This window comes from Ideonella alba, assembly GCF_018069845.1.
Lineage (GTDB): Bacteria > Pseudomonadota > Gammaproteobacteria > Burkholderiales > Burkholderiaceae_C > Ideonella > Ideonella alba.
Genome location: NZ_JAGQDD010000006.1, coordinates 197,944 through 216,468 on the forward strand (window position 1 = coordinate 197,944; position 18,525 = coordinate 216,468).

16 protein-coding genes are annotated in these 18,525 nt (G+C 70.6%); 6 read left to right on the forward strand and 10 right to left on the reverse strand.

Going from position 1 to position 18,525, the window contains the following annotated elements:
- From KAK03_RS11030 to KAK03_RS11055, 6 genes are all read left to right on the forward strand, one after another.
- The gene (locus KAK03_RS11030; RefSeq protein ID WP_210854002.1) at positions 1-843 is read left to right on the forward strand and encodes an ABC transporter permease; all 843 of its coding nucleotides are present in this window, start codon (positions 1-3) and stop codon (positions 841-843) included.
- Between the two features lie 40 nt (positions 844-883).
- A complete protein-coding gene (locus KAK03_RS11035; protein WP_210854003.1) occupies positions 884-2,215 on the forward strand; it encodes a DUF3138 family protein in 1,332 nt (443 codons plus the stop codon).
- Between the two features lie 70 nt (positions 2,216-2,285).
- Positions 2,286-3,773: an aldehyde dehydrogenase gene (locus KAK03_RS11040; RefSeq protein ID WP_210854004.1), complete on the forward strand. Its 1,488-nt coding sequence runs from the start codon at positions 2,286-2,288 to the stop codon at positions 3,771-3,773.
- Entirely contained in the window at positions 3,766-5,112 is a 1,347-nt protein-coding gene (gene glnT, locus KAK03_RS11045; RefSeq protein ID WP_247661080.1) for a type III glutamate--ammonia ligase, read from the forward strand. The genes KAK03_RS11040 and glnT overlap by 8 nt, the downstream gene beginning before the upstream one ends.
- A gap of 46 nt (positions 5,113-5,158) precedes the next feature.
- Positions 5,159-6,295 (forward strand): ABC transporter substrate-binding protein, encoded by a 1,137-nt coding sequence (locus KAK03_RS11050; RefSeq protein WP_210854005.1) that lies wholly within the window; start codon positions 5,159-5,161, stop codon positions 6,293-6,295.
- Positions 6,292-7,185: a DMT family transporter gene (locus tag KAK03_RS11055; RefSeq protein WP_210854006.1), complete on the forward strand. Its 894-nt coding sequence runs from the start codon at positions 6,292-6,294 to the stop codon at positions 7,183-7,185. The genes KAK03_RS11050 and KAK03_RS11055 overlap by 4 nt, the downstream gene beginning before the upstream one ends.
- Here KAK03_RS11055 and KAK03_RS11060 read toward each other — a convergent pair whose 3' ends face one another.
- The 10 genes from KAK03_RS11060 to rbfA all read right to left on the reverse strand — a co-directional run bounded on the left by KAK03_RS11060 (position 7,186) and on the right by rbfA (position 18,443).
- Positions 7,186-8,619: a DUF1501 domain-containing protein gene (locus KAK03_RS11060; protein ID WP_210854007.1), complete on the reverse strand. Its 1,434-nt coding sequence runs from the start codon at positions 8,617-8,619 to the stop codon at positions 7,186-7,188. It abuts the gene before it with no gap.
- 13 nt (positions 8,620-8,632) lie between these two features.
- Complete coding sequence (locus KAK03_RS11065; RefSeq protein ID WP_210854008.1) at positions 8,633-10,408, reverse strand: DUF1800 family protein; 1,776 nt, start codon at positions 10,406-10,408, stop codon at positions 8,633-8,635.
- 80 nt (positions 10,409-10,488) lie between these two features.
- Complete coding sequence (gene dusA, locus KAK03_RS11070) at positions 10,489-11,466, reverse strand: tRNA dihydrouridine(20/20a) synthase DusA (RefSeq protein WP_210854009.1); 978 nt, start codon at positions 11,464-11,466, stop codon at positions 10,489-10,491.
- Positions 11,466-12,410: a ribosome biogenesis GTPase YlqF gene (gene ylqF / locus KAK03_RS11075; protein ID WP_210854010.1), complete on the reverse strand. Its 945-nt coding sequence runs from the start codon at positions 12,408-12,410 to the stop codon at positions 11,466-11,468. The genes dusA and ylqF overlap by 1 nt, the downstream gene beginning before the upstream one ends.
- On the reverse strand, positions 12,407-13,258 hold the full coding sequence (locus KAK03_RS11080; protein ID WP_210854011.1) for an alpha/beta fold hydrolase: 852 nt from the start codon (positions 13,256-13,258) through the stop codon (positions 12,407-12,409). The genes ylqF and KAK03_RS11080 overlap by 4 nt, the downstream gene beginning before the upstream one ends.
- A gap of 8 nt (positions 13,259-13,266) precedes the next feature.
- A complete protein-coding gene (locus tag KAK03_RS11085; RefSeq protein WP_210854012.1) occupies positions 13,267-14,385 on the reverse strand; it encodes an enoyl-CoA hydratase/isomerase family protein in 1,119 nt (372 codons plus the stop codon).
- 13 nt (positions 14,386-14,398) lie between these two features.
- The gene (locus tag KAK03_RS11090; RefSeq protein WP_210854013.1) at positions 14,399-15,289 is read right to left on the reverse strand and encodes a DMT family transporter; all 891 of its coding nucleotides are present in this window, start codon (positions 15,287-15,289) and stop codon (positions 14,399-14,401) included.
- Positions 15,286-17,115: a translational GTPase TypA gene (gene typA / locus KAK03_RS11095; protein WP_210854014.1), complete on the reverse strand. Its 1,830-nt coding sequence runs from the start codon at positions 17,113-17,115 to the stop codon at positions 15,286-15,288. Before typA ends, KAK03_RS11090 begins: the two co-directional genes overlap by 4 nt.
- 16 nt (positions 17,116-17,131) lie before the next feature.
- Positions 17,132-18,073 (reverse strand): tRNA pseudouridine(55) synthase TruB, encoded by a 942-nt coding sequence (gene truB / locus KAK03_RS11100; protein ID WP_210854015.1) that lies wholly within the window; start codon positions 18,071-18,073, stop codon positions 17,132-17,134.
- Positions 18,074-18,077: 4 nt separating this feature from the next.
- Complete coding sequence (gene rbfA / locus KAK03_RS11105) at positions 18,078-18,443, reverse strand: 30S ribosome-binding factor RbfA (protein WP_210802039.1); 366 nt, start codon at positions 18,441-18,443, stop codon at positions 18,078-18,080.
- Positions 18,444-18,525: the final 82 nt, after the last annotated feature.

Genomic DNA, 18,525 nt, shown 5'->3' on the forward strand with positions numbered 1-18,525 from the left:
ATGCGCTTGACCCCCAACTTCAACCGCCGCTTCGGCAAGGGCTGGCTGGCCGGTGGCTACCTGTTCCTGTACCTGCCGATCATCGCCCTGATCCTGTACTCCTTCAACGACTCGCCGGTGGCCAACGTCTGGCGCGGCTTCACGCTGAAGTGGTATGCGGCCCTGCTGGACGACCAGGAGATGCTCACCGGCCTGTGGCTGTCGGTGAAGATCGCCTTCTTCACCGCCTGCGGCTCGGTCGTGCTGGGCACCTTCGCGGCCTTCGCGCTGGTCAAGTACAAGCGCTTCTTCGGCCGCACCGTGTTCTCGGGCATGGTCAATGCGCCGCTGGTGATGCCCGAGGTGGTGGTGGGCCTGTCGCTGCTGCTGATGATGGTGTCGGTGCAGCGCGCGCTGGGCTTCCCGGAGCGCGGCGCGCTGACCATCTGGATGGGCCACCTGCTGCTGGGCATGGCCTACGCCACGGTGGTGGTGCAGGCCCGGCTGCAGGAGCTCAACCCGCAGCTCGAGGAAGCCGCGATGGACCTGGGTGCGCGTCCGCGCCAGGTCTTCTTCCTGGTCACGCTGCCGATGATCGCCCAGTCGCTGATGTCGGCCTGGCTGCTTACTTTCACCCTGTCGCTCGACGACGTCGTGCTGTCGGCCTTCCTGTCCGGCCCCGGCTCCACGACGATGCCGCTCGTCATCTTCTCCCGGGCCCGTCTGGGCCTGAACCCCAGCGTCAACGCGATCGCCACGCTGATCGTGCTGGTCGTTGCCATCGGCACCGTGCTCGCGAGCTACGCGATCGCCAATGCCGAGCGCAAGCGCCAGCGCGAGATGGCCGAAGCGGCCCGCCACTGAACACCACCACAGAGACAACCCCAGCCAGAAGGAACCCTCCATGAGCTTGTTGCTGCGTCCGACCCTCCTCGCCCTGGCCGTGTCCGCCGCATTCCCGGTGGCCGCGCAGTCCAATGAAGAGCTGCTCAAGGAGCTGCGCGCCCTGAAGGAGCGCGTGGCCCACCTCGAGAAGAAGCTTGACGGCGCCGCCGCCACCAAGCCCCAGTGGGGCATGACGCCTGAGCAGGCCGCCGAGTTCAACCGCATCGCGGTCAAGACCGAGGCCATCCAGGACAACTTCACCGACCAGGGCTACAAGGGCCTGAAGATCTCGGGCTACATCGAGCCCACCTTCGTCTACAACCAGCGCCAGAACCGCGCCGGCGTGCAGTTCCTGAACCAGCAGGGCGACGGCTACAACTACGACACCTCCTACATGGGTGCCGCGGTGCTGGACCTGACCAAGGAAACCGACAGCGGCGTGATCTGGAAGCTCACGCTGGCGCCCAACCGCGGCACCGGCGCGGTCGTCGATGGCCAATCGATCGTCCAGGAAGCCACGGTGTCGATCCCGCTGGGCGACCTGCAGACCCGCCTGCTGGTGGGCCAGATCGCCGACTGGTCGGGCTACGAGTACCAGCAGCCCACGCTGAACCCGCTGACCTCGCACAACCTGCTGTATGACTTCACGCTGCCCACCAACTACACCGGTGTCGGCATGGACATCAAGGACGGCAAGTGGTGGATCCGCTGGGCCTTGGGCAACGTCAACAAGACCATCAAGGACAGCGGCGACAAGCGGCCGGTGATCGCCGCGCGCGTCGACTACGCCAAGGGCGAGTTCGCCGGCTGGGGCGCCGCCGCACTGGTGGGCCGGGCCACCAACTTCAACACCGGCTTGCCGTCGATGGCCCAGCTGCTCGAAGTCGATGGCTACTTCACCCGCGGCGACATCACGCTGCAGGGCCAGGCCAGCTTCGGCCGCCAGAAGGGCGCCGCCACCAACGGGGGTGACAGCCAGTGGTGGGGCCTGTCCGGCCTGGCCGGCTACCTGTTCGACCCGCGCCTGCAGGGCCTGATCCGCGCCGACTACATCCGCAACACCAAGAACGGTGGCGGCCTGTTCGGCTACACCGGCTTCGTGGACGCCAACGACAACCCGACCACCTTCGACGGCCGCAACGGCATCGGCGCCAACCCCGCCGATCCCAACCGTGGCGCCAACCGCTGGGCGGTCACCACCGGTCTGAAGTACCTGTTCGACACCAGCACCACGCTGAAGCTGGAGTACCGCCTCGACGGTGCTGACCGCGCTGTGTTCGAAGACGTCAAGACCGGCGCCCTCAAGAAGACCAACAACATGCTGGCGGCATCGGTGGTGGTCGCTTTCTGACCCTGCCCCTGCCGGCCGCGCGGGCTGACCGGTTCGCGCGGCCGTTTCGTTTCCAGAACCGAGACTTCCCATGAGCACGATCGACTGGGCGGCGCGCGCCGCCGACCTCCGGCCCGATGGCCGCGCGCTGATCGACGGCAAGCGCGTCGACGCCGCCGACGGCCAGACCTTCGCCAAGCATTCCCCGATCGACAACCGGCTGCTCGGTGCGGTGGCACGCGGCCAGGCCGCCGACATCGACGCCGCGGTGCTGGCCGCCCGCGCCGCGTTCGACGACCGCCGCTGGGCCGGCAAGGCGCCGGCCGTGCGCAAGAAGATCCTGCAGCGCTTTGCCGACAAGATCCTGGCGGCCAAGGAAGAGCTGGCGCTGCTCGAAACCCTGGACATGGGCAAGCCCATCCAGTATTCGCTGTCGGTCGACGTGCCTTCCACCGCCCGCTGCATCGCCTGGTACGCCGAGGCGGTGGACAAGATCTACGACGAGATCGCCCCCACGCCCGACAGCGCGCTGGCCCTGATCACCCGCGAAGCCATGGGCGTGATCGGCGCGATCGTGCCCTGGAACTACCCGATGATCATGGCCGCCTGGAAGCTGGGCCCGGCGCTGGCGGCCGGCAACTCGGTGGTGCTCAAGCCCAGCGAGAAGAGCCCCTACACCGCGCTGCGCCTGGCCGAACTGGCGATCGAGGCCGGCATTCCGCCGGGCGTCTTCAACGTCGTGCCTGGCTTCGGTCACGAGGCCGGCGAAGCGCTGGCGCTGCACATGGAGGTCGACGCGATCGGCTTCACCGGCTCCACCCGCGTGGGCCGGCGCATGCTGGACTACGCCGGCCGCTCCAACCTCAAGCGGGTCTACAACGAGCTGGGCGGCAAGTCGGCCTTCGTGGTCTTCGACGACTTCAAGGACCTGGCCCGCGCCGCCCGCACCGTGGCCGGCAGCATGTTCTTCAACCAGGGCGAAAGCTGCAACGCACCGTCGCGCGTGCTGGTGCAGGCCTCGGTGGCGGACGAGTTCGTCCGGCTGGTCGCCGCCGAGGCGCCCAAGTACGCCCCGGGCGACCCGCTGAACCCGGCCACCGAGCTGGGCGCGCTGGTCGACGAGACCCAGCTCAAGACCGTGCTGGGCTACATCGATGCCGGCCACGCCGAAGGGGGCCGCTGCGTCACCGGCGGGCGCCAGGCCCGCGCCGAGACCGGCGGCTACTACGTCGAGCCCACCGTGTTCGACGGCATCCGCAACGACATGAAGATCGCCCGCGAGGAGATCTTCGGCCCGGTGATGAGCGTGATCCGCTTCCAGGACGAGGCCGAGGCCCTGGCGCTGGCCAACGGCTCGGCCTACGGCCTGCAGGCCAGCGTCTGGAGCGACAACATCAACCGCGCCCACCGCGTGGCGCGCGGCCTGCGGGCCGGCACGGTGCATGTCAACCAGTACGACGAGGACGACATCACCGTGCCCTTCGGCGGCTACAAGCAGAGCGGCAACGGCCGCGACAAGTCGCTGCACGCCTTCGACAAGTACACCGAGCTGAAGACCACCTGGATCCGCATTGACTGACGCCCGAACCGACGTGGCCACCCTGCGCGAGCAGCTTGCCGCGCAGGGCGTGCACACCCTGCTCGCCCAGTTCACCGACCTGCACGGGGTGGCCAAGGGCAAATACGTGCCGCTGCACCAGCTGGGCGAGCTGCTCGCCACCGGCGCCGGCTTCGCCGGCCCGTCGATCTGGGGCACCGACCTGCCGCGCACCGGCGCGCGCGCCGAGTACTACGCGCGCGGCGACCAGCGCCGCATCACCCCCATGCCCTGGCAGCCGGGCTATGCGCGGGTGGTCTGCGACGGCTTCGTTGCCGGTCAGCCCTTCGACGCCTGCCCGCGCCACGTCCTGCGCCGGGCCACCGCCCGCCTGGCCGAGCGCGGCTGGACGCTGAAGACCGGCATCGAGCCCGAGTTCTTCCTGCTGCGCCGAGAAGGCGGCCGCTTCGTGCCGGTGGACGACCACGACCGGCTGGACAAGCCCAGCTACGACCTGAAGTCGCTGCCGCGCCAGGCCGGCTTCCTGCACGCGCTGCGCGGCGTGCTGGAGGCCTGGGGCCTGACCGTGCTGCAGATCGACCACGAGGATGCCCATGGCCAGTACGAGCTGAACTTCGCCTTCGATGAGGCGCTGGCCAGTGCCGACCACCTGATGGGCTTCAAGCTGGCCGCCCATGCGCTGGCCGAGGCGCACGGCATGGTTTTCTCGATGATGCCCAAGCCCTTCGCCAACCAGCCGGGCAGCGGCCTGCACTTCCATGTGTCGCTGTGGGATGCGGCCGGCGAGTGCCTGTTCAAGCCCCATGAGGCCGGTGAGGACCTGTCGGTGCTGGGTCGCCACTTCGCCGCCGGCGTGCTGGCGCACGCGCCGGCGCTGTGTGCGCTGGCCGCCCCCACGGTCAACAGCTACAAGCGACTGGTGGTGGGCGAAAGCCTGTCGGGCACCAGCTGGGCGCCGGCCTACATCGCCCATGGGCCCAACAACCGCTCGGCGCTGGTGCGCACCCTGCCCGGCCGCTTCGAGTGGCGCGTGCCCGATGCCAGCGCCAACCCCTATCTGGCCACGGCCGCGCTGATCGCCGCCGGCCTGGACGGCATCGACCGCCAACCGGCGCTGCCCCCGGTCTGTACCGACGACCTGTTCCAGCTCGATCTGCCGGCGCTGCGGGCACGTGGCATTGGCCTGCTGCCGCAGTCGCTGGGTGAGGCCGTGGACGCCCTCGAGGCCGACCCGGTGGTCTGCCAGGCCCTGGGCGAGACGCTGTCACGGGCCTTCATCCGGCTCAAGCGGGCCGAGTGGATCAGCTACGCCCGCCATGTCAGCGACTGGGAACTGCAGCGCTATGCCGCTGCCTTCTAGCGGCACTCAGGACAGGGCTGCATCCAGGCAGCCAACGCGGGGCGCGTTGCGCCGCCGCGACCTGCTGCTGGGCGCCGCGGCCTGGTCGGTAGGTGCCGCGGCCCAGGCGGCGCCGGAAGTGATCCGCCTGGGGCAGTCGGTGCCGATCAGCGGGCCGGCGCAGCACCTGGGCATCGAGGTCCAGCGCGGCCTGCAGCTGGCGGTGGATGCCGCCAACGCCACTGGGGTGCTGCCGGGCCGACGCCTCGAGCTGGTGTCGCTGGACGACCAGTACGAACCCGCGCTGGCGCTGGAGAACACCCGCACGCTGATCCAGCAGGACCAGGTGCTGGCGCTGGTGGGCTATGTGGGCACCGAGTCCACCCAGCGCAGCCTGCCGGTGGCGGTTCAGGCGGGCGTGCCGATGATCGCGCCGCTGACCGGCGCCGAATCCCTTCGCAAACAGCCCTCGCGCTGGCTGTACCACCTGCGCCCCGGCCTCAGCGCCGAACTGGGACTGATCGTGCGAACGCTGGCCACGATGGGCTGGCAGCACCTGGCCGTGGTCCAGCAGGCGGATGCCGACGGTGACGCGGGCCTGGACGCCCTGCGCGCGGTGCTCAGCCAGGCGGGCCTGCCGGCACCGCTGACGATCGCCCGCATCGAGCGCAACTCCACGGGCCAGGTGGCCTTGGAGCAGCGCGACGTGCTGCAGGTGAGCCAGCAGATCCTGGCCGCCCGACCGCAGGCCGTGCTCTTCCTGTGCGCCTATGCACCCACCGCGGCCATCCTGAAGCGGCTGCGGCTGGGCGGCTTTGCCGGCGGCGCCTATGCCACCAGCCTGGCCAGCTCCAGCGCGCTGGGGCCGCTGCTGGGGCCCCAGGTGGCCGGGCTCAACATCACCCAGGTCGTGCCCTCGCCGGGGGACGTGTCGCGCCCCGTGGTGGCGGCCTACCGCCAGCGCCTGGGCAGCACCGCGCCCGAGCATGTGTCGCTGGAGGCCTGGATCGTCGGCCAGCTGGTGATCGAAGCCCTGCGCCGCACGCCGCCGCGCGGCAGCCGCCAGGCCTTCATGACCGCGCTGGAATCACTGGGCGGCTGGGACCCGGGCGGCTTCGTGCTGCAGTGGGATCCGCTGAAGCGCCAGGCCTCGTCGCAGGTGGCGCTGACGGTGCTGGACGCACAGGGGCGCCCGCAGCGATGAGCACACGCCGGGTGCCCTGGCTGGCCTACGCCAGCCTGGCGGCCAGCATGGCGCTGGTGGGCAGCTATGTCGGCCTGTCACGCCTGCTGGTGGCGGTGCTGCCGGTCTTCCTGCTGGCCTGGCTGCGCTTTGGCATCGCCGCGCTGGCGATGCTGACCTGGCTGCGCCGCGCGCCGGGCGAGCCGCCGCTGGGCCGCCACGAGCGCTGGCTGCTGTTCTGGGAAAGCTTCCTGGGCAACTTCCTGTTCTCGATCTGCATGCTGTTCGGTGTGGCCGCCACCTCGGCGGTGGCGGCGGGTGTGGTGATGGCCGCCATCCCGGCGCTGGTGGCACTGCTGTCCTGGCTGTTCCTGGGCGAGCAGATCGGGCGCCGCGTGGGCCTGGGCATTGGCTGCGCCGTGGCTGGCGTGGCGTGGCTGGCCCTGGCCGGCGCCTCATCGACCGCCGCCGAGGCGCCCTGGTGGGGCTACGCGCTGCTGCTGGCGGCGGCGGTCTGCGAGGCCTGCTACGTGGTGATCGGCAAGCGGCTGACGGCGGGGGTGTCGCCACGCCGCATCAGCGCCTTGATCAACCTCTGGGGCCTGGTGCTGGTGACGCCGCTGGGCCTGTGGCAGGCCCTGTCCTTCGACTTCGCCGCGGTGGCCCTGCCGACCTGGACCCTGCTGGTGTTCTACGCCTTGGCGGCCAGCGTGGTCACGGTCTGGCTGTGGATGCGCGGGCTGCGCGAGGTGCCGGCACCGCGCGCCGGTGTGTTCTCGGTGCTGCTGCCGCTCAGCGCCACCGCGGTGGGCGTGCTCTTCCTGGGCGAATCGCTGGGTCTGGCCCAGGTGGGCGCGCTGGCGCTGGCGCTGGCCGGTCTGCTGCTGGCCACCTGGCCGGCCCGCGCCTGATCAGACGAAGCCCAGGCTGCGTCGGCTCCCGAAGTTCACCAGGTTGGGCAGCACGCCGCCCAGGTCGGCGTCGGCCACGCCGAACCAGCCCAGCAAGGTGGCGGCGTACTGGTCGACCGAGCTGCTCGGGATCCAGCGGCCCTGCAGCTCCCAGGCGTCCAGCCCCACGTCGTCCGGGCCGCCCAGTTGCAGCGTCGGGTAGGTGCCGTAGGTCTGCCCGCCACGCACCGCACCGCCCAGCACCAGCTGGTGGTTGCCCCAGGCATGGTCGGTGCCCCGCGTCTCGTTGGGCGCGAAGGTGCGGCCGAAGTCGCTCTGGGTGAAGGTGGTCACCTGCGTCGCCAGGCCCAGCGCCACCAGGGCGTTCTGGAAGCAGGACAAGGCCAGCGCCAGATCGCCCAGCAGCGCCGCATGCGTGCCCTCGGTGGCGCTGCCGCCGACCTGGTTCAGGTGGTTGTCGAAGCCCCCCATCTGGGCAAAGAACATCTGCCGGTTGCCCTGCACCACCGCGTTCGCGGCGATGAGCTTGGCGGCCTGGTAGAGCTGCGGCCCCAGCTGTCCCTGCACCGCGCCGCCGTTGATCAGCGGCGCGAACGCGGTGTCGATCTGCGGGATCGCGTCGGCATCGCCCGGGCGGATGCCCACGAGGCCGGCCAGGCGGCCCGACACATCGAAGGCGCTGCGCTGCTGGGTGGCGAAGGCGCTGCCCAGTTCCAGCGCCTGGGGCGCCGCATACAGCGCATCGATCGCCGCCTTGCGCAGCCGGTTGGGCTCCCACGTCTGGTCCTCGGGCCGCAGGCCGTAGGCGCCGAAACCGGCCCCCGGACCCGGCAGCACCAGCGGCATGCGCAGGTCCTCGACACCGAAGTGGCCGTTGCCCCCCAGCGAGATCACCGGGTTGACCGTGGCCAGCAGCTGCGAGGCCCGGCCGCCCCAGCCGGTGCGGGTTTGAGAATCGGTGGTGCCGGTCTCCCACTGGATCTGCTGGTCGGAGTGCGAGAACAGGCTCTCCGGCACGGTCTCCGAGCCCTCGGGCGCGTCGCGGTACTGTTGCTTGGTCAGCGGCTCGTGCAGCGGCCCCAGGTTGAACACCGGCGCCAGCCGGCCGCTGTTCCACTGCGCCGCCAGCGGTGCCATGGCCGGGTGCAGCCCATAGTCGCTGCCCGACAGCGCCACCAGGCTGCTGCGGGGCAATGCCAGCGGGCCGCGCACGGCGGCGTAGGCGTCGTGCCGGGCGGTGTCGGTAGGCACGACCATGTTCATGCCGTCATTGCCGCCGTACAGCACGATGCAGACCAGGGCCTTGTAATCGGCCGCCCAGGCCGAGCGCGGCGCCAGCAGCAGGTTGGCCAGGCTGCCGGTGCCCAGGGCCGCGGCCAGGGCGCTGCCGGCGCCCAGGAAGCGGCGACGGCTGGTGTGATGGGTGTGCGTCATCGTGCGGCCCTCCTCAGCGCTGCACCTGGTAGTCGGGCGAAGCCAGCAGCAGGTAGGCCGCGGTGGCCACCCGGCGTTCCCGCCAACGGTCCTTGTCAACGTCGCTGGTCCAGAAGGACACGGCGTCGATCACCTTCTTGCGCGGCTCCTTCGCCAGCGTGCGCCCCAGCAGCAGCCCGCTGATGCGGTCCACCAGGGTGGCGGCGCCGCCGGCCATGGGCGTGAAGGCACTCAGGTCGACCGCGGTGCCCAGCGCATCCGGGATGCCCGGATTGGGCGCCGAGCCGCCCCAGTCGAACAGCCATGTCAGCACGTTCAGCCGCTCCAGCGCGCCATTGGTGTTGTGGATGCCGAACTCGGGGCCGACCCGGCCGGTGCCCGGCACCGGATAGTCCGGTGGGTAGAAGCCGAACACCGACGGCGACATGAACATCTGCTGGTGCAGCGTGTCGCCCCACCACCAGTTGAAGGGCTCGCCATCGGTGTGGCCGTTGAAGGCCCGCAGTGCACCGGTGAACAGCAGGGCCGGTGCGCGCAGGTGACCGGCGCGCGGTGCATCCGGGGCCTCGTTGCGCGCCAGCGGATCGAGCAGCACGGCAGCCACCGTGGCCGACAGGTCGCCCTTGTGGGAGGTGCCGAAGACATGCTCGCCGCTGCCGTCGGTGTAGGTGAAGCGACCGGTCTCGAACGCCGCCGCGACGCGGCCCACATAGGCGGGCTCGGGGTCGCTCGACACCAGGTGCTGGATCAGGCGGCGCGCCACGAACGGGGCCAGGTTGGGGTGGCGCATCAGGCTGTCGAGCACCAGCTCCAGTGCCGCCGGCGCCGGCGTCTGCGCGGCGATGCTGACCTTGGACAGCAGGCTGCGCGAGCGGCGGTCGCGCAGGCGGGGCGCCTCGACCATCTCGCCACCGTAGTACACGCAGTTGGCCCCCTGCGGCCAGCAGCCCCAGGGGCTGGCGCCACCGGCCGGGTAGGTCCAGCCGGTCAGGGCATAGGCGTAGTTGCGCACCATGGTGTTGTCGTACACCGGCTTGCAGCGGCCACCCTTGAGCGTGCCGTCGGCCTCGAGCTTGCAGGTGCCCAGCGAGAACAGCTGCAGCAGCTCGCGCGCGAAGTTCTCGTTCGGCGCGAAGCGGTCGTTGTTGACGTGGTCCAGGTAGTCGCCCATCACCGGCGACAGGATCACCTGCCGCAGCAGCTTGCGGTAGTTGTCGAAGGCCAGCGACAGCAGGTTGTTCTGGTAGATCCGCAGCCCATAGGTCCCCGACACCTCGTGGCCGCTGACCACCAGGAAATGCGACAGCGCCATCGCCACCCGCTGGCGCAGCTGGTCGGGCTGACCCACGGCGTTGCGGTAGAAATCCCAGACCAGCGGCTCGGTGGAATAGAAGTCGCGCCAGCAGTTCGGGTTGTCCTTCTGCGCACCGGCGTCGCAGAAGGGCACCGTGCTGGCGCGCGTGTGGATGCGGTCATTGCCGCCGCGCTGGTAGCGCGAGACGTCCAGCGCCATCTGCTGCTCGATCCAGGGGGCCGCGCCAGCGGCCTGGATCTCGGCCACCAGGGCCTCGCTGGGGCCGAAACTGGCCTGGTGGGCCAGACGCACCGCATCGGCGGCGCTGGTGCTGCTGGTGCCCTGCGGACTCACCGATTGCCGGGTGGCCTTGTCGGCCGCCGCGGCCGCTGTGGCCGCCTCGTCCTGGGGCTGGCTGCCGCCGCAACCGGCGAGGGCCAGTACGCTGGCCAGACCCATCCAGGGCAGCCATCTCGCTGTCATGCGGGTGTTCATGCGCTCCTCCCAACGAGCCAATGCAGGCGGCATGGTGCCTTCTGCGCCCGGGTCGCACTGTAACGGTGGGTAGCCAGGTGTCAGCGCGCGGGCGCCATGTCACGCAGTTGTTGCCACACCGCCTGGGCGGGCTGGCTCTTGAGGCGGTGGTCGCTCCAGACCTGGCGCCAGCGGCGGGCCCCGGGCAGGCCGTTGCGCAAGCCCAGCATGTGGCGGGCGATGTGCGACCAGGGCACGCCGCTGCGGGCCATGTAGGCCACCAGGGCGGCCTCGACCTGGTCGCGGTCCTGGGCCGGGTTGTCCGGCGCGCCCAGGAAGCGCTGGTCCCAGTCGGCCATCAGCCAGGGCTGGTGGTAGGCCTCGCGGCCGACCATCACGCCATCGACCTGAGCCAGGTGCGCGGCGATCTGCTCGTGGGTCTGCACGCCCCCATTGAGCACCACCGTCAGGTGGGGGAAGTCGCGCTTGAGCCGGTAGACGAACTCGTAGCGCAGCGGCGGCACCTCGCGGTTTTCCTTGGGCGACAGGCCCTGCAGCCAGGCGTTGCGGGCGTGGACGATGAACACCTCGCAGCCCGCCTCGGCCAGGGTGCCGACGAAGTCACGCACGAAGTCGTAGGACTCGGTGCGGTCGACACCGATGCGGTGCTTGACCGTGACCGGGATGCGCTGCACCGCGTCACGCATCGCCTTCACGCCGTCGGCCACCAGCCGCGGCTCGTTCATCAGGCAGGCGCCAAAGGCACCGCGCTGCACCCGTTCGCTGGGGCAGCCGCAGTTGAGGTTGACCTCGTCGTAGCCCCAGCGCTCGGCCAGCCGGGCGCAGGCGGCCAGGTCCTCGGGCTCACTGCCGCCCAGTTGCAGCGCGAGCGGGTGCTCTTCGGGGTTGAAGTCCAGGTGACGCGCCTGGTCGCCATGCAGCAGGGCCCCGGTGGTGACCATCTCGGTGTACAGCCGGGTGCGCCGGGTGATCAGGCGGTGGAAGTAGCGGCAGTGCCGGTCGGTCCAGTCCAGCATTGGCGCGACCGACAGGCGCCACGGCGACAGCGACGCATCCATCACTTGCGGGCCTTGCGGCGCTGGCGCGCGCGTTCCTCGCGGATGGCCGCGCGCTCCTCGCGGCGGCGGGCGTCCTCGGCCTCGCCCTCGGCGATCCAGGTGGCGATCTGCGCCGGGGTCTCCAGTGTCAGCCGGCCCAGCGCGCCGCTGCGGAAGTCGTTGAGCACCACCTCGGCGGCCTTCTGCAGGTCGACCACGCCGCCACTGCGCACGGCACCGCGGAAGCGGCCAATGCGCTCCAGCAGGTCCTCGGCGGGCACGCCGTCGACCTCGGCCTGGCGCCAGCGCGCCGCGATCAGGGCGGCATAGCCCGCCTCGACCAGCGATTCCAGCAGTTCCAGCGCCACCTCCTGCTCGTCGTAGGCATTGCGGCCCACGGCGCCGCTGGCGGCCAGGTGGAAGCCACAGCGCGGCGCGATGATCTTGGGCCAGAGCATGCCCGGCGTGTCGAACAGGTAGGCGTCCTCGGCGAGCGTGATGCGCTGCTCGTTCTTGGTGATGCCGGCCTCGTCGCCGGTCTTGGCGGCCTTTCGGCCGGCCAGGGTGTTGACCAGCGTGGACTTGCCCACGTTGGGCACCCCGCAGATCAGGATGCGCAGCGGCCGGTCCATGCCGCCGCGTTGCGGCGCCAGTTCCCGGCAGGCGGCCACCAGGCGCTGGGCCGGCGCGCGCTCGCTGGCGTCCAGGCCGATGGCGCGGGTCTGCGGCTGGGCGTTGTAATGCGCCAGCCAGTCGGCGGTGCGGCTGGCATCGGCCAGATCCTGCTTGTTCAGCACCTTCAGGCCAGGTCGGCGCGCCGTCAGTTCGGCCAGCAGCGGGTTGGCACTGGAGCCCGGCAGGCGCGCGTCCAGCAGCTCGATGACCACATCGATGCCGGCCTTCATGCGCTCGGCAATCGCCTTGCGCGTGGCATGCATGTGGCCGGGGAACCACTGGACGCTCATCGGGCGGCTCCTGCGCGCGCCGCATTGGCGGCGATGCCTGCCGCCCAGCGCGGCATCAGCGGCAGCGGGAAGTCATGGCCCATGCCGGGGATGATGTCCAGCGTCGCCCCCGGCAGGTGCCGGGCCAGGTGCTCCGCGGCCGCCACCGGCACCAGCGGATCGGCATCGCCATGGATGATGTGGACCGGGGCGATGATGCGCGCCAGCAGGCTGGTGCGGTCGCCGTCGGCCATCACCGCGGCCATCTGGCGTGCCGTGCCCTGCGGCCGCCAGGCACGCTGCACCTGGCGCTGCCAATGGGCCAGGAAGGCCATCGGCTCGGGCGCGTAGGCGGGGCTGCCCAGCACGCCGAAGCTGCGCACCATGTGCTGCGCCAGCTGGTCGATTGCCGGCCCGTCGGGCCGTGCGGCCAGCGCCGCCAGGGCCTGCGGTGTCGGGGCCGGCAGGCCGCGCGCGCCGGCGGTGGTCATCACCAGCGTGAGGCTGGCCACGCGCTCGGGGTGCGCGGCGGCCAGCCGCTGGGCGATCATGCCGCCCATCGACGCGCCCACCACATGAGTGCAGCGCACGCCCATGGCGTCGAGCACGCCCAGCGCATCGCGCACCATGTCGCTCAATGTGTAGGCCAGGCCGCCGCTCATCGCCGCGCTGTCGAAGCCCTGCGACAGACCGGCATCCCGGTTGTCAAAGCGCAGCACGCGCCAGCCACGGCCGACCAGCTCATCGACCAGGGCCTGCGGCCAGTCGGTGAGCTGCATGCCCAGGCCCTGGATCAGCAGCACCACCGGTGCCGACATCGGCCCCTGGTCATCCACCTCAATGGCCACGCCGTGCGCGCTGATCTGCATGGCCGTCCTCAGTCCAGCGCCCGCAGCGGATGCACGTGCGCGGGCCAGGGGCTGTCGAAGAACGGCGCCACCATCTCGGGGGTGACGTCGGCGATGTGCGGCGGGTTCCAGCGCGGTGCGTGGTCCTTGTCCACCGCCAGCGCGCGGATGCCCTCGACGGTTTCGCTGGCGGTGCCGGGGCGCAGCCAGAAGCAGTGGCGCACCAGGTCGCGCTCCAGGCGCAGATCCTCGGCCAGCGTCATCTGGCGCGCGCGGCGCACCTGTTCCAGCGTGACGGCCATCATCAGCGGCGAGCGCTTGGCCAGGGCCTGGCGTGTGCTGTGGGCGAAGGCGCCGCCGGCGGCCTGCAGCGCGGCGTCGATGCCGGCCAGAGAGTCGCGGCTGAAGCAGGCGTCGATCTCGGCGCGGTGGGCGTCCAGCGGGGCGGCGCCCACCGGCGTGCCGAAGTGGCGCACCGCGGCCAGCACGCCATCGGCGGTGGCGTCCTTCAGCGAGGCCAGCGCATCGATCAGCTCGGCCTGTCGCGCCGACTCGACGCGGAGGTCGGCCAGGCCGGCGGCGATTGCATCCTCGGCGCCCAGCACCTGGCCGGTCAGCGCCAGGTATTCGCCCAGGTGCCCAGGGCAGCGGGCCAGGAACCAGCCCCCGCCGACGTCGGGGAACAGACCGATGTGGGTCTCGGGCATGGCCAGCTTGCTGTGCTCGGTGACCACGCGCAGCGCCGCGCCCTGGCTGATGCCCATGCCGCCACCCATGCAGATGCCGTCCATCAGCGCGATGTACGGCTTGGGGTAGCGGTGGATCAGGTGGTTGAGGGCGTACTCCTCGGTGAAGAAGTCCTCCAGCCGCGGGTCACCTGCCAGCGCAGCCTGGTGGAAGAAGCGGATGTCGCCCCCGGCGCAAAAGGCCGGCGGCTTGCCCTCGCGGCCGGCGCCGCGCACCACCACGCCGGCCACGGCGGGGTCGGTGCGCCAGTCCAGCAGCACCTGGGTCAGGTCGCGCACCATGGCCAGCGACAGCGCATTCAGCGCACCGGCGCGGTTCAGCGTGATCAGGCCGATCGCGCCGCGGCGCTCGGCCAGCACATGGCCGTCGCTCGAGACGGCGTGGGAAGGTTGCGTGCTCATGGGCAGGATTTTCTCAGGCCTGGGCGCGCTGGCGCAGCGCCAGGGCCTCGTTGCCGGCCAGCGCCAGCAGCACCAGGGTGCCACCACCGATCACCGCCGGCGTGGGCGACTCGGCGGTGCCCAGCCAGGTCCAGGTGACGCCAAACAGGATTTCCAGCAAGCCCAGCAGCGCCGCCTCGGGCGCCTTCAGCACCCGGCCGGCGGCCACCGCCAGCACGCAGGGAATGGCCAGTTGCACCACGCCCAGCATCACCAGCAGACCGATGTCATGGCCCGAGGCGGTGAGCGGCCAGGCCGGCGGCAGCGTCAGCAGCGCCGAAGCGAGGGAGCCCAGCAGCACCGCCGGCGTCATGTCGCGGTGCTCATCGGGGTGGGCCTGGGCGTTGTGCTGCAGCAGCGTCCACATGGTGCCGCCGGCCAGCGGCACGGTCAGCGCCACCAGCGTGCCCAGCAGGTCGCGGTGGCTGCCGCCAGCCACCTGGGAGCCGTACATCCAGCCGATGCCGACACCGGCCAGCACGATGGCCACCCAGGTGCGCACCGGCAGCCGGTGCTTCAGCCAGACCCGGCTGATCAGCGCGGTCACCAGCGGCGCCAGCGACATCGTCACCAGCACATTGGCCACGGTGGTCAGCGTCATCGCCAGCATGAAGGAGGTGAACATCACCGTCCAGCAGGCGGCCGACAACCACAGCAGCCGCCCTCCTCCACGCACCTCGGCCCACAGCGTGGCCAGCCCTTTCTGCCAGCCCAGCAGCACGGCCAGCGCCAGCGCGTTGGCAGCGCTGCGCCAGAAGGTGACCTCGAACGAGGCGGCGGCTTCCAGGTGGCGCGTGACGACGCCGGCGATGCTCCACAGCAGCGTGACGATCAGCATCGTCAGCACCGCCTGGCGGTGCGTCATGCGCTCTCGCGCGCGGCGCGCTTGCGGTCGTGTTCGCTGAGGTGGCGCTTGCGCACGCGGATGCTCTTGGGCGTGATCTCGACCAGTTCGTCGTCGTCGATGAACTCGACGCCGTACTCCAGCGTCAGCTCGATCGGCGGCGTGATCTTGATCGCGTCTTCCTTGCCGCTGACGCGGAAGTTGGTCAGCTGCTTGGTGCGGGTGGCGTTGACCACCAGGTCGTTCTCGCGGCTGTGGATGCCGACGATCATGCCCTCGTACACCGGGTCGTTGGGCTTGACGAACATGCGGCCGCGGTCATCGAGCTTGCCCAGCGCGTAGGTGAAGATCTCACCGGCGTCCATGCTGATCAGCACGCCGTTCTTGCGGCCGGCGATCTCGCCCTTGTGCGGCTCGTAGCCGTCGAAGATGTTGCTGATCAGGCCCGAGCCGCGGGTCAGGTTCAGGAACTCGTTGGAGAAGCCGATCAGGCCGCGCGCCGGGATGCGGTACTCCAGGCGCACGCGGCCGCGGCCATCGGGTTCCATGTTGACCAGCTCGCCCTTGCGCTCGCCCAGCGCCTGCATCACGCCGCCCTGGTGGGTTTCCTCGACGTCGGCGGTGACCAGCTCGATCGGCTCGTGGCGCACGCCGTCGATGTCGTGAAAGACCACGCGCGGCTTGCTGACCGCCAGTTCGTAGCCCTCGCGGCGCATGTTCTCCAGCAGGATGGTCAGGTGCAGTTCGCCTCGGCCGGACACTTCGAAGACGCCGTCCTCGTCGGTCTCGGACACGCGCAGCGCGACGTTGCTTTGCAGCTCCTTCTGCAGCCGGTCCCAGATCTGGCGGCTGGTGACGTACTTGCCTTCGCGGCCGGCCAGCGGGCTGGTGTTGACGCAGAAGTTCATCGTCAGCGTCGGCTCGTCGATCTTCAGCATCGGCAGCGGCGCCGGGTTGGCCGGGTCGGTGATGGTCACGCCGATGCCCAGGTCCTCGATGCCGTTGATCAGCACGATGTCGCCCGGGCCGGCCTCGGTGGCCTGCTGGCGCTCCAGGCCCTGGAAGGTCTGGACCTGGTTGACGCGGCCCTTGTAGGACTTGCCGTCCGGACCTTCCATGACCAGCACATCCTGCGCGGGGCGCAGCGTGCCGGCGTTGATGCGGCCCACGCCGATGCGGCCGACGAAGGTGGAGTAGTCCAGCGCCGAGATCTGCAGTTGCAGCGGCGCGGCCGGGTCGCCCTGGTGGGCGGGCACGTGCTTCAGGATGGTGTCGAACAGCGGGCCCATCGAGGTGCCCCAGGCCTCGCCGGCCGGGCCTTCCTCGAGTGAGGACCAGCCATTGATGCCCGAGGCATAGACCACCGGGAAATCGAGCTGCTCATCGGTGGCGCCCAGCTTGTCGAACAGGTCGAAGGCGGCGTTGATCACCTTGTCGCAGTTGGCGCCCGGCTTGTCGACCTTGTTGACCACGACGATCGGGCGCAGGCCCAGTGCCAGCGCCTTCTTGGTGACGAAACGGGTCTGCGGCATCGGGCCCTCCTGGGCATCGATCAGCAGCAGCACGCCGTCGACCATCGACAGGGCCCGTTCGACCTCGCCGCCGAAGTCGGCGTGGCCCGGGGTGTCGACGATGTTGATGTGGGTGTCGTTCCAGCGCACCGCACAGTTCTTGGCCAGGATGGTGATGCCACGCTCGCGCTCGATGGCATTGCTGTCCATCACCGTGTCGACGACCTTCTCGTGCTCGGCGAAGGTGCCGCTCTGGCGCAGCAGTTGGTCGACCATGGTGGTCTTGCCATGGTCGACGTGGGCGATGATGGCGATGTTGCGGATCTGACGGCTCATGAGGGGCCTCGGTTTCTCAGGATTGCAGCAGGGCCTGGACCTCGGGGGGGCTCAACAGGCGGTCGGCGATGAGTTCGCCGGCGGTGATGTGGGCGCTGCCCAGAAAGGCAGCGGGTTCGGGGCCGTAGACGCGCACGGCGTCGGCATCGGCCAGCGCGGTGCGGCGACGCAGGCCTTGCAGGAATCGGGCCGCCTCGGGCGCCGGCAGGCGCACCTCGGGGCGGTCGGAGAGCAGGCTGTCGGGGCGGCGCAGGCAGGCGTCGCGCTCAGGCTCGGTCATCTCGGCCAGGCGCTCCAGGGTGACGGCGTCGGCCAGGGCCAGGCCGCCGCTGGCGGTACGGCGCAGCGCCGACAGGTGGGCGCCGCAGCCCAGCGCCTCGCCGATGTCCTCGGCCAGCGTGCGGATGTAGGTGCCCTTGGAGCAGCGCACGTCCAGCACCAGGGTGTGCTGCTCGGGCGTCCAGGCGAGGGTGTCGATCGCATGGATCGTGACCTGGCGCGGCGTGCGCTCGACCTCGATGCCGGCGCGGGCGTACTCGTACAGCGCCTTGCCGTCCTTCTTCAGTGCCGAGTGCATCGGTGGCACCTGGGCGATCGGGCCGGTGAAGCGGGCGCAGGCGGTTTGGATCGCCGCCAGGTCCACGGCCACCGGGCGCTCGCGCAGCACCTCGCCTTCCAGGTCGCCGCCGGCGCGGGTCTGGCCCAGGCGCAGCGTGGCGGTGTAGCGCTTGTCGGCGTCCAGGCTGGCCTGCGAGAACTTGGTGGCCGCGCCAAAGCACAGCGGCAGCAGGCCGCTGGCCAGCAGGTCCAGCGTGCCGGTGTGGCCGGCCTTCTCGGCCCGCATCAGGCGCTTGGCTTTCTGCAGCGCGTCGTTGCTGGACAGGCCCACCGGCTTGTCCAGCAGCAGCACGCCATGCAGGGCACGGCGCGGCACGCGGGGACGCAAGGGCGCGTTCACAGGCTCATTCGTCCTTGGCGCGGGTGGCGTTGGCGCGCTGGATCAGCGCATTGAGTTCGGCCGCCCGCTCGGTGGTCTGGTCGAACTTGAAATGCAGCGTCGGCACGGTGTGGATCTGCAGGCGCTTGAACAGGCCGTTGCGCACGAAGCCGGCCGCCTCGTTCAAGGCCTCTTCGGTGGCCTCGGGGCTGCCTACCAGCAGCGTGAAGCGCACCGTGGCGTGGGCGTAGTCGGGCGTGACGTCGACGCCGCTGATCGTGACCATGCCGATGCGCGGATCCTTGAGCTCGCGGATGAGCTCGGCCACGTCGCGCTGGATCTGGTCAGCGACGCGGAAACTGCGATTGGGAATGCTGCGCTTGTGTCGCATGGGATGCTCCTGACCATCGGTCGCCTCAAGCAAAAACCCCGCCGCAGGCGGCGGGGTTGAACGCGGGGCGTCCTGTCCGCCG

Coding starts and splice junctions, on each gene's coding strand:
- KAK03_RS11065 (WP_210854008.1), bottom strand. CDS start 10,408: ATGAACACCCGCATGACAGCGAGATGGCTGCCCTGGATGGGTCTGGCC.
- KAK03_RS11035 (WP_210854003.1), top strand. CDS start 884: ATGAGCTTGTTGCTGCGTCCGACCCTCCTCGCCCTGGCCGTGTCCGCC.
- ylqF (WP_210854010.1), bottom strand. CDS start 12,410: ATGAGCGTCCAGTGGTTCCCCGGCCACATGCATGCCACGCGCAAGGCG.
- KAK03_RS11055 (WP_210854006.1), top strand. CDS start 6,292: ATGAGCACACGCCGGGTGCCCTGGCTGGCCTACGCCAGCCTGGCGGCC.
- KAK03_RS11090 (WP_210854013.1), bottom strand. CDS start 15,289: ATGACGCACCGCCAGGCGGTGCTGACGATGCTGATCGTCACGCTGCTG.
- KAK03_RS11080 (WP_210854011.1), bottom strand. CDS start 13,258: ATGCAGATCAGCGCGCACGGCGTGGCCATTGAGGTGGATGACCAGGGG.
- typA (WP_210854014.1), bottom strand. CDS start 17,115: ATGAGCCGTCAGATCCGCAACATCGCCATCATCGCCCACGTCGACCAT.
- KAK03_RS11030 (WP_210854002.1), top strand. CDS start 1: ATGCGCTTGACCCCCAACTTCAACCGCCGCTTCGGCAAGGGCTGGCTG.
- dusA (WP_210854009.1), bottom strand. CDS start 11,466: ATGGATGCGTCGCTGTCGCCGTGGCGCCTGTCGGTCGCGCCAATGCTG.
- KAK03_RS11085 (WP_210854012.1), bottom strand. CDS start 14,385: ATGAGCACGCAACCTTCCCACGCCGTCTCGAGCGACGGCCATGTGCTG.
- rbfA (WP_210802039.1), bottom strand. CDS start 18,443: ATGCGACACAAGCGCAGCATTCCCAATCGCAGTTTCCGCGTCGCTGAC.
- KAK03_RS11060 (WP_210854007.1), bottom strand. CDS start 8,619: ATGACGCACACCCATCACACCAGCCGTCGCCGCTTCCTGGGCGCCGGC.
- KAK03_RS11040 (WP_210854004.1), top strand. CDS start 2,286: ATGAGCACGATCGACTGGGCGGCGCGCGCCGCCGACCTCCGGCCCGAT.